Raw genomic sequence first — 14,132 nt, 5'->3', positions numbered from 1 at the left:
CGAGCATGAGCGCAGTTAGAAGAGGTGTAGCCCAAGCGACCTAAAGGGCACGCATCAGATAAGCAGGAAGCCAGCCCTCGACTCCTGAGCCATTGCGGCACCAGAGCCAGCCTTTGACTTCCTTGAGGCAATCCACGACTTCCCCTTTGATGATACTGAGATCCTTGGCAGTAAATTCTCCTGTGACCGCCACATCTGAACCCATCTCGGCATGCTTCTCCGCGAGCAGTTCTTCTGGAACATAGCTTCCTCTGCCGTCCTCTGTGCTCACCCAGACCCAGCCATCCCATCCCTCGTCACGTCTGCCGACTTTGACAGTATCGCCTGCTTTGATGGCAAGAGGATTGCGGTCAATGACTTCGTAGTCGCTGGTGGCTTCGTATTGCATGCAGGAGCATTAACGGATGTGGCCTGTTACGGCAAACTACTTTCAGCCCAATTTACCTTCGGATGGTGAAGATGGTGTTTCTCTGGGCTGGTCTGTTCATCCTAGTCGCATGACTAAGTGTCTGGTGTGGGGAGTTGACCGGGCAAAGGTTTTTATCTGTAAGAAGCCAAGTGGGTTGGCGTATGCTATGGACTACGCAAATGTGTAATTCACGTGAACCCTCTGCTATGATGAAAAAACTTTCTGCTTTCCTAACCATCCTCCTATCGGGGCTGGTATCCGCCGCTCCCGTGAAGCCGAATGTCGTCGTGATCATGACTGATGACCAGGGCTACGGTGACCTTTCTTGTCTGGGAAATGCCCATTTCCAGACCCCGAATCTGGATGCCCTGCATGCCAATTCTGTAAGATTTACAGATTTCCATGTAGACCCCACCTGCTCCCCGACCCGATCGGCTCTGATGACCGGGCGCTACTCACGCAGAGTGGGTGTCTGGCACACCATTGTCTCCGGTAATTTCCTGCGTGAGGGCGAAGTGACGATGGCCGATGTGTTCACGCAGAATGGATACCGGACGGGCATGTTCGGCAAATGGCATCTGGGTAATGGCGTGCCTTACCGCCCGATCGATCGGGGTTTTCAGGAGGTGCTGACTCTGGGAGACGGAGGCCCAGGAACCACGGCGGACTACATGTTCAATGACCGCGTCAACGATCTCTACAACTACAATGGAGAGTGGGAAGAGAAGCCACGCGAAGGCTGGGCGCCTGATGTCTTCTTTGATGCCGCCGAGAACTTCGTCAAAACCACCCCAGGTGATCAGCCCTTCTTCCTCTATCTGCCTACTTACCTGCCTCACGGCCCCCATACCATTCCGGATCTCAAACTGGCCGAGCCCTTCTCCGATACGGTGAAGAAGCACAAGGCCCAGTACTTCTACGCTGGCATCAGAAGAATCGATGAACGGATCGGAAAACTTAGGAAGTTGTTAGAAGAGAGAAATCTTTCAGAGAATACCATTTTCATTTTTCTAACAGACAATGGAGGGACAGCTGGTGTGAAGGTATTCAATGCCGGGATGCGTGGCAAGAAAGGCAGTGAATACGATGGAGGTCACCGTGTCCCACTCTTCGTGCATTGGCCTGCCGGTAAGCTGGCAGCGGGGAAAGAAGTGGGAGGGATGACCATGCACATTGATATCCTACCGACCTTGGTGGACATGTTAGATCTAAAGACTCCAGAGAGAGTAAAGCTGGATGGCAGGAGCTTTGCCACACAGCTGAGAAATCCGGAAGCGAAACTTCCGGAACGCTCCACAGTGATCGAGCGCCAGCGAAACTTTAACGGCAAGGACTTTGAGGCATCCGTGGTGCTGCGCGGCAAGTGGCGTCTGGTCAATGGCAAGCAGCTCTATGATATTTCCAAGGATTCAGGGCAGAAACAGGATCTAGCAGCAGGGAATTCTGATCTGGTGAAGCAACTGCGTGATGACTATCTGGCCTATGCAAAGGATGTCGGCAGGCCCCAGGAGAAAGTGGAGACAAAGATCGTGGGCAGCGAGCAGCAGCCGGAGGTGATGCTGCACAGCCATGATTGCTACGGGCGCTCGATGGAGCCGTGGAACCACGCCCTGGTGGCACGCGGAGTCCGCAGCAGCGGCAACTGGGTGGTGCGGGTGCAGCAGCCGGGCAAGTACCGTCTGGAAGTACGCCGCTGGCCTCGTGAAGCCAAGACTGCTTTGAATGCCGCCCCAGATCTGAAGAAGCGCCTGGTCGATTCCTATGTCACCGGGGGCAAGCCTGTGCATGGTCTACTGCAGGGAGCGAAAGGTAAGGCTGTAGCTCTGCCCGTGGAATCCGTAAGCCTGAGTATCGATGGTGCGGAGCCTGATTTGAACAAGCCGTCCGAAGGTGCTGAATCAGCTGTCTTTGAGCGCGAGCTGACTGCGGGCAGGCATGAGATCAAAGCCATGTTGCTGGGAGAGAATGGCAAACCGCTGACAGGCGCCTATTTCATCTATATTCGTAAGATTCAGAAATAAGAAATCATAAAGAAGCATGAAGACTCTACACGCGCTTTCCCTAGCACTTGCTTGTTCACTCACCGCCGCTCCACAGAAACCTAACGTTGTTGTTTTTCTCGTCGATGACATGGGGGTGATGGATACTTCGGTCCCTTTTCTAACTGATGAATCGGGAAATCCGAAATCCTATCCCTTGAATGAGTGGTACCGCACTCCAAATATGGAGCGCCTGGCCAAGCAAGGCATTCGCTTTACCCATTTCTACGCACAGAGTGTGTGCTCTCCGACTAGGGCATCTATCATGACCGGGCAGAATGCCACGCGTCATCACACCACGCAGTTCATCAATCCGGGATCCAATAACCGGGGCAAGTTTGGCCCTCCTGAGTGGAACTGGAAAGGCCTGACCAAAAATGCGCTGACCCTTCCACGCATCTTGCAGAAGAATGGCTACCGCACCATCCATGTAGGCAAGGGGCACTTTGGCCCACTAGAGAGCGAGGGGGCTGAGCCCCTTAATCTGGGATTTGAGGTGAATATCGCTGGTTCAGCCATCGGTAGGCCTGGGACCTATGTGGGCGACTATGGCCAGAAATCCAGTCGTCCGGTACCGGGGCTGGAGAAATACCACAACACAGGCACCTTTCTGACTGAGGCTCTGACCTTTGAGGCTAATAAGGCCATCGATGACTCAGTGAAAGACAAGAAGCCTTTCTACCTCTATATGTCACATTATGCGGTGCATGGGCCCTTTACTCCGGATCCGCGATACATCGGCAACTACAAAGGGAAATCGAAGGGAGCCTGCGCGTTTGCCGCCCTGGTGGAAGGCATGGACAAGTCGCTCGGAGATATCATGGATCATCTGGATCAAATTGGGCAGGCTGAGAATACCCTGATTCTTTTCCTAGGAGACAATGGCAGTGCCTGTCCGGTGGGGAAAGCCAAAGCTTACGGCTCCTCTGCTCCACTGCGCGGTATGAAGGGGACCTGCTATGAAGGAGGAACCCGCGTGCCCTTCATTGCGGCCTGGGCAAAATCTGACCCTGATTCGGAACTCCAGAAAGCCTGGCCGATCGCTCAAGGAAAGTTGCAGGCAGAGGCCATCGGCACCGTGATGGACATCTTCCCTACCGTTCTGGATCTGACTGGTACGGAGAGCCCCAAAGGCCACCCCGTGGATGGCTTCAACCTGAAAGCATTGTTCAGTGGAAAAGATGATCCCCTGCATGAGCAGGCCTTCTTGATGCATTTTCCGCATGATCATAAGAGTTCTTATTTTACCTCCCTTCGCCTGGGAGACTGGAAGCTCATCTACCACTATTTTGGTAAAAAGCGTTACGAACTCTATAACCTCAAAGAGGACCCATTTGAGAAAAATGACCTGGCGGAGCAAGAGGGTGTCCAAGTGCAGCGCCTCTGCGCCGAACTAAAGAGTAGGTTGGTCAGAGAAGATGCTCAGTATCCCATTGATGCCGCAGGCAAAGTCCTGACACCTGAATAAGTTCCAATGAAATACATACAATAATCATGTACAAAACACTCTTCTCTCTTCTCGGCGCCTTGTCGCTGGCGGCTCAGGCTGCGGACAAGCCGAACATTGTTTTTATCCTGGCGGATGACATGAGTTACGACTCCGTCTCTGGCCTGAACTCCGCCATGGGGCCTTTGAAGACTCCAAACATCGACAAACTGATCCCTCAGAGCATGACCTTTACTGATGGTCACTCGGGTTCAGCTGTCTGTACGCCTACCCGCTATGGGATTTTGACTGGCCGCTACAGCTGGCGCTCTCGCCTGAAGAGTGCCGTTCTCTGGGATTACGGTAGACCCTTGATTGAAGACGAGCTGATGACCTACCCGGAGTTCCTGCAGCAGGAAGGATACACCACAGGGATGATCGGCAAATGGCACTTGGGTCTCGACTGGAAAGACGCGGAAGGCAAGGATGCGAATGCCAACGTCAACGACCAGGACGCCTTCTTCAAGAATGCGAAGATGAAGGAGAAGCTGGCCGCCGTTGAGAAGAGCATTGATTTTACCAAGCCGGTGACCGGTGGCCCGCTGGACCATGGTTTTGATTACTGGTCTGGAGTCGATCTCCCTAACATGCCTCCCTATACTTGGATCAAGAATCGCAATGCCGATCCCCTGCCTTCTGAAAGGAAGCCGAAAGATATGTTTGGCCATCCAGGGGTCATGGCTCCCGGCTGGAAGCTGGAAGACATCCTTCCTCGCCTAGGCACCGAGTCCGCCCAGTGGATTAAGGAGCAGTCCAAGCAGGAGAAGCCCTTTTTCCTCTATCTTCCCCTTACCTCACCCCACACCCCGATCTCTCCGAGCAAGCCCTGGCAGGGGCAGAGCGTGACTCCCTATGCGGACTTTATCATGGAGACAGATGCTGTCGTAGGTCAGGTGGTCAAGGCTCTGGAAGAAGCAGGAGTCGCGGACAATACGATCCTGATTTTTACTGCTGACAATGGCTCAGCCTCCCATAAGGGGCAGCTGGATAAGCTGAAGAAGAACGGCATCGACGTAAGGCATCACTTCAAGGGCCAGAAAGCCCAGATTCACGAAGGTGGCCACCGTGTCCCGCTGATCGTCCGCTGGCCGGGCAAGGTCAAAGCGGGCAGCAAGTGTGAAGAAGTGGTCTGCCTGAATGACTTCTACGCCACCACCGCTGCACTACTGGGCAAGAAGCTGCCTGAGACGGCGGCTGTGGATAGCACCAATCTACTGCCACTTCTTACTGGTGAGAAAGAGCTTCTCAAGGACAGGCCTCTGGTGGTGAACCATGACATCGGCGGTCGCTTCGCCATCCGTAAAGGTCCCTACAAGCTGGTGCTGCTGAATAAAGTGCAGCTCTTCCACCTCGGCAATGACCCCAAGGAGAGCAAGGATATTTCCCAGGAGCATCCGGAGCTGGTCAAGGAACTCGCGGGTGAGCTGGCCAAGATGATTCACAATGGCCGCTCGACCACAGGACCCAAGCAGAAGAACGATGGCGTTATTCCCTTCCCCAAGAGCGTCCTTACCCGCTTCCCGGAGCTGAAGCAGTAGATGGCTGTTGTCATAAACGATAGAATGTACATTTTTTTGCAGTAAGGTAGATATCAATCGACACCTACCACGATGAAAAGAATCTTCCAGACAGCGGCCTTGCTCGCGCTCGGCCTCACATCCTTAGCATCCGCCAGTGAAAAACCTAACATCCTGTTCTTCCTGGTGGATGACATGGGCTGGCAAGAGACCTCTGTGGCCTTTGGTCCGGAGCGCACTGCCCTGAATGATGTCTATGAGACGCCGAACATGAAGCGTCTCGCTAGCGAAGGCATGCTCTTTACCAATGCCTATGCCTGCGCGATTTGTTCGCCAACCCGCGTCTCACTGATGACCGGCCAGAATGCTGCGCGCCATAAAGTGACTAGCTGGACACTCAGAAAAAATGTGGCTCCCAGGGAGAATACCAAGGTGCTCTTGCCTCCGAAGTGGAACCTCAATGGCCTCCAGCCTCCCGGGACCAATGTAGAAGCTACCTTCGAAGCCAAGACTCTACCGGCCTACCTTCAGGATCTGGGCTACAAGACCATCCACGTGGGCAAGGCTCACTTTGGTGCCAAGGATACGCCGGGTGCCAACCCGAGCAACCTGGGTTTCAATGTGAACATCGCCGGTGCCCACATGGGCGGACCTGGCTCCTATCATGGTGACAAGGACTTCAGCGCGGTATGGCGAGGTGGCGGCGCCATCTGGAGTGTCCCCGGTTTAGAAAAATACCACGGCCAGAAGATCAACCTCACCGAGGCTCTGACGCTCGAAACTATCGCCGAGCTGAAGAAGACCGTCAAAGAGGACAAGAAGCCTTTCTACCTCTACATGTCCCATTACGCCGTTCACGCGCCTTGGGAAGCAGACCGTCGTTTCATCGATCATTTCAAAAAGAAAGGCCTCAAAGGTCAGCAGGCGGTTCTGGCCTCGATGCTTAAGTCCATGGACAAGTCACTGGGTGACTTGATGGATACTTTCGAGGAGCTTGGGGTCGCGGAAGACACCATCATTGTCTTCATGTCAGACAACGGTTCTCCGAAAAACTGCAAGCGCAACCTGCCGCTTCGTGGTCACAAGATTTCTGGTTACGAGGGTGGCTCCCGCGTACCAATGATCGTGCATTACCCGGGAATCACCAAGAAGACCACCCGCACTGATGCCCCGATCATCATTGAAGATATCTTCCCGACTTTCCTCGAGTGGGCGGGCATGAAAGAGATCCCGCAGAACGATGGACTCTCTTTTGATGAGATCCTCAATGACCCGGCGACCGATCGCTCCCAGCGCCCGCTCTTCTGGCATTACCCGAATTCCTATGACCAGCCGGCTTTCTCGTCTGTCAGACTCGGTGATCTCAAGCTGCTCTACTGGCACGCCACCCAGAAGCTCGAGCTCTTTAATCTCAAGGATGATTTGAGTGAGGAAAATGATCTGGCTGCCAAGCAAGCTGAGGACGTTAAGCGTCTGGCCAAGCTGCTCTCTGATCACCTGCGCTCTACCAAGGCACTCATGGCGACCGTCAAGAAGACTGGCAAGCCAGTGCCGCTTCCGGATGAGGTTTTGTGAATCTGTATCATGGATTCTTCTTGCAGCTTAATGGATGGTAGTCTTAGTATGCTAGGTGCAATAATTCGTGCACTCTACTCATGAAAATACTCCCGACCTCCCTCTTCAGCTTGCTTGTACTCACTGGCTCGTCTCATGCAGCCTTGCTACTTCACTACGCCTTTGACGAGGGTAGTGGTACCACGGTGACCGATAGTTCAGGCAATGGACGAGACCTAACCTTGAATGGAGGCTCTACCTGGAATGCGACGGGCGGAGCCTTTGGAGGATCAGTGAATCTGGGCGGAGCCTTGGCTCGTGCTGGCGGTGTTTCTGCCTCCACGATTTCCAGCTTGAATACCGTTACGGGTAATCAGGTCACGATTGCATTCTGGGCGAACGTGAACAGTGAGAGCGTGGGGTCCAATCCATTTACGATCAGTAATAGTAATAACTCAGTCGGTACCCGCATCTTGCAAGCGCACTTGGAGTGGTCGGACGGGACCACCTACTTTGATGCGGCCTGGGATGTCAGCTCTGCAAACCGGGTCAGCGGAGATCTGGGAGATGTCTCATCTGATCTGAATCACTACATCTTTACCTATGATGGTGATGCCGGCCAGATGGCCATCTATAAAAACAACGTCTTACAATTTTCCAATAACTCAGCTCCAGGTGGAGCGATCAACTGGGCGGGCATCCAGAACTTTGAGCTTGGTGCTTTCTCATTCAATAATGGCTTGTGGGCAGGTGAAATGGATGACTTCGCGATGTGGAATGAAGTGCTTGATGAGCAAGATCGCACACAGATTTTTAACAGTGGTGTGGCCTCCATTCCTGAGCCATCAGGGGCAGCCCTACTTGGGCTGGCCGGACTCGGATTCATCCTCCGTCGTCGCCGCTAGTAGCTATTTGTCTACGCTAACATGCTGGCTCATTGACATCTCACCAAGATGGGCGACCTGTGTGGTGATATGGCTAATGAACAATTAAAACAACTCGCCAAGGACCTCTCCAAGGAGCCCCCTCGTAGCCCGCGTGACACCATTGCCGGATACGTCATCGCGGCGCGGATGTTAGACAAATGCCGTGCGGTGATTGCGGAGACGAATGATGAGTATCACTTTGACTGCCCGCTGGACCGCCTGTTCTTTGACTTTACGGAGATCGACTCGCATACCTTCAGGGAATTCGTGGCCACGGGTGCTACGGACAAGGAGGTGGAAAACTTCATCGAGAGACACGCCAAGAAGCGGGAGAAAATAGAAATCATCAAGTGGAACAACGATCTTCGTTACAAGTCGATCGCGGACATGCCGGATGAACTGCAGGAATTCCTGGAAGGTTACATCAAGGAATACGTTCCCAAGCATCGTCCAGTCTATGTCTGGTTTGATGTCTACGACCTGGAGGAAGGTCGTCTCTAGAGGGTTGCCTTTGTGGGGCTGCTAGTCGTTGGGCTTTGAGTCCTCTTTGCTGGCAGCCTCGTCCTCTTTCTTTTTCTTGTCCTTACTCCCAGACCGGGAGCATTTTCCGGACATTCAGGTAGGGAGGCCCAGCGCGGGAAGAATCCACAGCTGGAGTGCAAAGTAGAGCGCGATCACGCCGAACAAAACTAAGAATGGTTCCATGCGCTAGAATAGCACGGGATCCGGATGATCGCAATGAGACCGGATTACAGATTGCACTGTGTCTGGGTTCTCCCTAATGTGGTAGTAGTGAACATACTCATCGTGCTCATTGCCCTCTCGGTGGCTGCCTTTCTTGCCTTTTCTAAGAAACTCAGCGGATCAAAAACTTGGAAGGCTACTTTGACCCCGCTGGCCTCCATCATGGGGAGTGGCTTTCTGGTGTGTGCGCCACTGATCGGCGGCATAGCTGGTCCCTGGTCGGTCCTGTTCATGCTGATTCTGCTGGTGATGGCCTACTGTGTGGGCGAGGTCGTGCGCTACAACATCCGCTACTTTGAACCCATTGAGCACAAGAATGGCACGCCGCAGAAGATCGCCTTCCTTTCGCGGATAGTTCTTTCACTGGCCTACTTCATCTCGGTGGCCTACTACTTGCAGCTTCTCTCCACCTTTGCGCTGACGAGCTTCGGCATCGATGAGCACCTCAAGGTAGAGTTCCTAACGACTACGATTCTAGCCGTCATTGCCTTCGTAGGAGTGACCAAAGGGCTGCGGTCTCTGGAGGGGCTAGAGAAGTATGCGATCAGCTTGAACCTGGGCATGATCACCGCATTGTTGGTCGCCTTGGCCACCTACAACATCGGTCTGTTCACTGAGGGAAACTGGAAGCTTCCGCCAAGTTCGCCGGACATGGGCGCTTATGAATTCAGGGTTCTGTTAGGTCTGCTGATCGTGGTGCAAGGATTTGAAACTTCACGCTATCTTGGAGATGAGCATCCTGCCGAGCAACGCATCAAGACCATGCGCTACGCCCAGTGGATCTCTACGGTGATCTACATCCTATTCATCGGCCTGATGACAGTGCTCTTTGAAGCCAATATGGATGCCAAGGTTACAGAGGTGATCAAGCTGACAGCGCCCATCGCGGCGGTCCTGCCGGTCCTCTTGACTGTGGCGGCGATAGGATCCCAGTTCAGTGCCTCGGTAGCAGATGATGCGGCAGCAGGGGGGCTGCTAGAGGATCTCTTTTCCATCAAGCCCAAGATTGCCTATGCGATTGTGATGGCTGCCTCCATTTCCGTGGTCTGGTTGACCTCGGTGAATGAGGTGATCGCGGTGGCTTCCAGAGCCTTTGCCTTGTTTTACTGTTTGCAGGCCTTGGTAGCCGCGCTCTTGGCGAGAAAAGAGACTCATCACGGACGCTGTATCTTTTTCATCATCACCGCGGTGCTGTGCCTCATGGTTACGATCTTCGGCGTGCCAGCAGGATAGAAAAGTCTAGCCCACTAGGCGCACGCCTTCGCCTTCGAAGGTGATCTTCTTTTCCTTGTAGAGCTGGCCAAGGGCCTTCTTGTAGGTCTTCTTGCTTACGCCAAACATCGCCCGGATGGCGGTGGAGTCACTCTTGTCCCCGAGTGCCAGGTAGCCGCCCTCGCTCTTGAGTTTGTCGAGGATCTTGGTGGTGAGTTGCTGGACTTTTTCTGGTCCACCTTTCTGTAGGACGATGTCCAGCTTGCCATCGGGACGCATCAGCTGAACGTAAGCCTTCATGGTTTGACCGGGTGTCAGCGGCTGGAAAATCTGGTTGTGGTAGATCAGGCCCCAGTGGCTGCCATCGACAATCACGCGGTAGCCCAGCTCGGACCAGTCCACGATCATGATATCGACTTGTTCGTCTTCCAGAAAGCGGCGGTTCTCCTTGCCGAGGAAACGGCCGAGGCGGGTAGTGGCGGCGATGCGGTCGGTGTCCTCATCCACGTAGACGCGGACGACGACGGTCTTGCCGTGGCTGACCTTTTTCTTCTGCTCGCCGAAGGGCAGCATGAGGTCCTTGACCAGACCCCAGTCCAGGAAGGCGCCGTGCGGGTTCACTTGGGTGACCTTGAGGGCGGCAAACTCCCCTACCATGACCTTGGGCTTGCTGGTGGTGGCGATCAGGCGGTCCTTGGAATCACGGTAGACAAAGACCTCAAGCCAGCTGCCGAGGCCGGCACTGGCAGGCACCTCTTTGGCAGGAAGCAGGATTTCTCCTTCGTCCTGATCCATGAGGTAAACTCCACGTTCTTCCACCCGGCTTACTTCCAGAGTGTTCATCCTGCCCAGCTCGATCATGGCGGGACTCTAGCTCAGTTCATGGGCGGCGGATACACAATTGTTCAGCAGAAAGAAAAACGGCCTCGCAGCAAATCTGCGGGGCCGTTGGAGAATGCTTTCAAGATGGCTGAAAAGCGGACTACTTCTTGCGCTTCTTCTTCTCTGGCTTGCTTTCCTTGCCCACGGAGTTTGGTCCCCAGAGTGGTTCGGTCATCTGGCTTTCCCAGGCTTTCATCTTTGCGGTGAGCTGAGCCATGATCTCGGGGTTGGCGGAGGAAACATCGGTGGACTCACTGATGTCTTTGCTCAGGTCATAGAGCTCTGGCTTGGCACCGGCTTCACCACGGTTGTGGATCAGCTTCCACTTACCCTCACGGATACTGATCGGGCCCTTGGAGCCGTCCTTGCGCCAGTGTAGGGTGCGGGTAGGCAGAGATGCTTCTTTCCCGGTAGCAAGCGGCAGGAAGCTGCGGCCGTCGAGCTTCCAGTCGGCTGGGATCTGATCGCCAGCGGCTTCCACCACACTTGGAAGGATGTCGAGGGAGATGACGGGTTGATCGACTACGCTGCCGGGCTTGATCTTATGAGGCCAGCGCACGGCGAATGGGACGCGGGTGCCGCCTTCCCAGATGGTGCCTTTCTTGCCTTTGAGCGGAGTGTTGTCAGCGCCGAGTGCCGTCTGGCCGCCGTTGTCATTGGTATAGATGACGATCGTGTTATCCTTGATCCCTGCCTGATCGATCTCCTTGAGAATCTTGCCTACATTGTCATCCAGGCTGAGGACGAGGCCGGCATAGTTCTTACGTTTTTTCTCAGTGATGTGCTCGAGACGCTTGAGGTCTTCTGGTTTGGGCTGCAGTGGTCCATGGGGGGAGGTGAAAGAGACGAAAAGGTAGAAGGGCTCGTCCTTGTGCTCCTTGATGAACTGGCAGGCGGCATCCCCGAAGCGGTCGGTCACGTAGCCGATTTCCTTGGTAGCCTCACCATTCTCCTGGATCACGCGGTGTGCGGATGGCTTGTCATAGGGGAAATAGCCGCGGGAACCTTGCAGCAGGCCGTAGAACCAATCGAAGCCTCGCTTGTTCGGGTGGAACTGCGGTTGGTAGCCCAGGTGCCACTTGCCGACCAGGCCGGTCTTGTAGCCCAGGCCTTTGAGGTGCTTCACGCCGAAGGTCTCATTGAGATCCAGGCCGCCTTTGGAGCCGGGAGGCAGATTGTTGTCATAGCCGAAGCGCTGCTGGTAGCGGCCGGTCATCAGGCCTGCCCGGGAGGGTGAGCACACACAGCCAGACATGTAGGCATTGGAGAAGCGGGCACCCTCTTTGGCGATCGAGTCGATATGAGGCGTGAGCTTTTTCATGTCCTCTACGCAGTTGGGCTGGAAGCCAAAGTCAGCATAGCCGGCATCGTCAGAGTAAAGGATGACAACATTAGGTTTCTTGTCCGCAAAGGCAGAGGTGCTTGCCAGGAGGCCTAGTAGCACTCCGCATAGATTGTGTTTCAGCATAGGATTGATTGATTCCGTTTAAGCGGGTTTTCCTGAAGATGAATCCTAACCGGGAAGTATTACATTCAGGTAGTCCTTTCAGCCAAATGACTGCTGTCAGTCATGGTCTTCTGCTTGAAACCTCGGGACAGCAAAACAGTTGCGCTATAAATTGTACAATAGCGTCATTGGGGGTCAGAGCACAAGCAAAGGTGCTAGCTGTAATCAGGCTCGGCATCACGCCGGTCCATTTTCCTCGGCTGTGGGCGGAATATCTCTGCATTCACCTCGTCACTCGCTGGCATCAGCATGCGAGCTTCGATGATGGACTCTGGCCTGCGGTCCGGGTTCGGCTCGATCAGGCGGTAGATCCATTTGCGGAAGTTGTCTGGCATGTCGGCACGATAGCCTTTCAAGTAGGGCATCTCCCCGGCCTTGTGCTTGGCATGTGCCGTGCGCAGCGACAGGCCAGCCAGTGGGTGGCCGCCGGCACTGACCCAGTACAGCAACTGGCCGAGCATGTAGAGGCTGCTCTGGATGCCCTGTGGATTGCCCTCATAGACCTCAGGAGCCAGCAGGGCGGGATCAAGTGTTTTGGCGAGCGCGTCGTTGCTGTTGTTTGCTATCAGCGGGATAAGCTTGCTGTGGCCGAGATCCATCAAGGTGAAATGGTACTCATTGTCTTGATGCTCGTAACCGAGGATGGAACTCGGGCTCAGGGCGTAATGGTAGAAGCCGAAGGACATGGCCACCTGATAGGCATCGAGCATCTGGCTGGCCAGATGGTAGATCGCCTTGAGCGGAATCCCCGTGCCTTGGCCGGGCATCATCTTGCTCAGCCTGATTCCCGGAGCCTGGTCCGTGACAATAAAAGGACCCTCCTCATCAAAATCAGAATCCAGCACCTCGAGAATGTTCGGGTGCTTGATACGTTTCAGGTCGTTCGTGATGGTGAGGTATTCGGAACGCCAACGATTGTTTTGATATTCCTCTTCAGGAACATCGAATCGTCTTAAGATAACGGACTTGTTTTGCTGGGTATCATAAGCCTCGTAGACAGAGCCGGCTCGTCCACGCCCCAAACAGTCCCCTGTTTGATATCGTTCGCTCATTGGGTTTTACTGCGAAAAAAAATTAAAACTCTAGAGTTATAGCGGACAAGACTTTTGATGAGTACGTACTAATTTTTTGCCGCCTTTGACCAAGATTTGACTTATTTTTGACTAATTAGCGCAATGCCAAGCTGAGCCTGAAGCGAGCAGAGATCTCTCGCGAACGAGGCTTGACCAAGATTTAGCGTGAAACTAACGACCATACGCACTTGACGCTTCTTCCTAATAACCGCTAGCGTCTAGCTGTTGCGCTGGTCTGGCCAATGCAGCAGATCGTAACCAATCCAACATAATACCGTGGAACTAAAAGACATCCGCAAAATCGTCGAGCTCATGAATGAGCACGAGCTTTCCTACTTCCATCTCGAAAAAGAGGGCTTCAACCTGAAACTCAAGAAGGGTCTGGACGCTGATGCAGTCTCTGCTGCCATGGCGCGAATCCCTGCTGCTGCCCCAGTAGCCGCTGCTCCGGTCGCTGCTGCTCCAGCTGCAGCCCCTGCTGATGGAGGAGCCGCTGCCCCAGTAGCCGATGGTGAGCCAATCACTTCACCGATGGTGGGTACTTTCTACCGCAAGCCTTCTCCGGATTCACCAAACTTCGTGGAAGTGGGTGACAAGATCTCCGAAGGTCAGACTCTTTGCATCATTGAGGCCATGAAGGTCATGAATGAGATCAAGGCAGAGCGTTCCGGTACAATCACTGCCATTGAGGTGGATGATGCCACTCCGGTACAGTTTGGCGATACTCTCTTCACCATCAAGTAATCTCGGGGCGCCCCTTCGGGTGCCACCACCATTTTTTGT

General features: G+C 54.1%; 12 protein-coding genes. 8 read left to right on the top strand and 4 right to left on the bottom strand.

From position 1 onward, the window contains the following. Positions 1-40: 40 nt before the first annotated feature. Entirely contained in the window at positions 41-388 is a 348-nt protein-coding gene (locus BUB27_RS00855; RefSeq protein ID WP_143157645.1) for an SH3 domain-containing protein, read from the bottom strand. A gap of 227 nt (positions 389-615) precedes the next feature. Here BUB27_RS00855 and BUB27_RS00850 point away from each other — a divergent pair, with 227 nt between their 5' ends. From BUB27_RS00850 to BUB27_RS00820, 7 genes are all read left to right on the top strand, one after another. Beyond that, on the top strand, positions 616-2,430 hold the full coding sequence (locus BUB27_RS00850) for an arylsulfatase (RefSeq protein WP_200797036.1): 1,815 nt from the start codon (positions 616-618) through the stop codon (positions 2,428-2,430). Positions 2,431-2,446: 16 nt separating this feature from the next. Next, positions 2,447-3,916, top strand: coding sequence for a sulfatase (locus tag BUB27_RS00845; RefSeq protein ID WP_143157644.1), 1,470 nt, complete (start codon positions 2,447-2,449; stop codon positions 3,914-3,916). Positions 3,917-3,942: 26 nt separating this feature from the next. After that, positions 3,943-5,472 carry a sulfatase family protein gene (locus BUB27_RS00840; protein ID WP_143157643.1) on the top strand — a complete coding sequence of 510 codons (1,530 nt, stop codon included), beginning with the start codon at positions 3,943-3,945 and terminating at the stop codon, positions 5,470-5,472. Between the two features lie 72 nt (positions 5,473-5,544). Further along, the gene (locus tag BUB27_RS00835) at positions 5,545-7,026 is read left to right on the top strand and encodes a sulfatase (protein ID WP_143157642.1); all 1,482 of its coding nucleotides are present in this window, start codon (positions 5,545-5,547) and stop codon (positions 7,024-7,026) included. 80 nt (positions 7,027-7,106) lie between these two features. Then, on the top strand, positions 7,107-7,910 hold the full coding sequence (locus tag BUB27_RS00830; RefSeq protein WP_143158507.1) for a LamG-like jellyroll fold domain-containing protein: 804 nt from the start codon (positions 7,107-7,109) through the stop codon (positions 7,908-7,910). A gap of 48 nt (positions 7,911-7,958) precedes the next feature. Further along, positions 7,959-8,432, top strand: a complete 474-nt coding sequence (locus BUB27_RS00825) for a DUF5069 domain-containing protein (RefSeq protein ID WP_234991649.1) — start codon at positions 7,959-7,961, stop codon at positions 8,430-8,432. Between the two features lie 291 nt (positions 8,433-8,723). Beyond that, positions 8,724-9,908 (top strand): amino acid permease, encoded by a 1,185-nt coding sequence (locus BUB27_RS00820; protein WP_200797035.1) that lies wholly within the window; start codon positions 8,724-8,726, stop codon positions 9,906-9,908. A 6-nt stretch (positions 9,909-9,914) separates the two neighbouring features. On the opposite strand, the gene BUB27_RS00815 is transcribed toward BUB27_RS00820, so the two are convergent. The 3 genes from BUB27_RS00815 to BUB27_RS00805 form a co-directional block, all read right to left on the bottom strand. Continuing rightward, a complete protein-coding gene (locus BUB27_RS00815) occupies positions 9,915-10,730 on the bottom strand; it encodes a CvfB family protein (protein WP_159434715.1) in 816 nt (271 codons plus the stop codon). A gap of 139 nt (positions 10,731-10,869) precedes the next feature. Beyond that, a complete protein-coding gene (locus BUB27_RS00810; RefSeq protein ID WP_143157638.1) occupies positions 10,870-12,237 on the bottom strand; it encodes a sulfatase-like hydrolase/transferase in 1,368 nt (455 codons plus the stop codon). Between the two features lie 194 nt (positions 12,238-12,431). Beyond that, positions 12,432-13,328 (bottom strand): protein kinase domain-containing protein, encoded by an 897-nt coding sequence (locus tag BUB27_RS00805; protein ID WP_143157637.1) that lies wholly within the window; start codon positions 13,326-13,328, stop codon positions 12,432-12,434. A 297-nt stretch (positions 13,329-13,625) separates the two neighbouring features. Between BUB27_RS00805 and accB the strand changes: the two genes are divergently transcribed. Beyond that, the gene (accB, locus tag BUB27_RS00800) at positions 13,626-14,093 is read left to right on the top strand and encodes an acetyl-CoA carboxylase biotin carboxyl carrier protein (protein ID WP_143157636.1); all 468 of its coding nucleotides are present in this window, start codon (positions 13,626-13,628) and stop codon (positions 14,091-14,093) included. The last annotated feature ends 39 nt before the right edge of the window (positions 14,094-14,132 follow it).

It is taken from the genome of Rubritalea squalenifaciens DSM 18772, from assembly GCF_900141815.1.
Classification (GTDB): domain Bacteria; phylum Verrucomicrobiota; class Verrucomicrobiia; order Verrucomicrobiales; family Akkermansiaceae; genus Rubritalea; species Rubritalea squalenifaciens.
The sequence above is the reverse complement of the archived record's forward strand: the minus strand, read 5'-3'. Positions and strand labels throughout refer to the sequence as shown.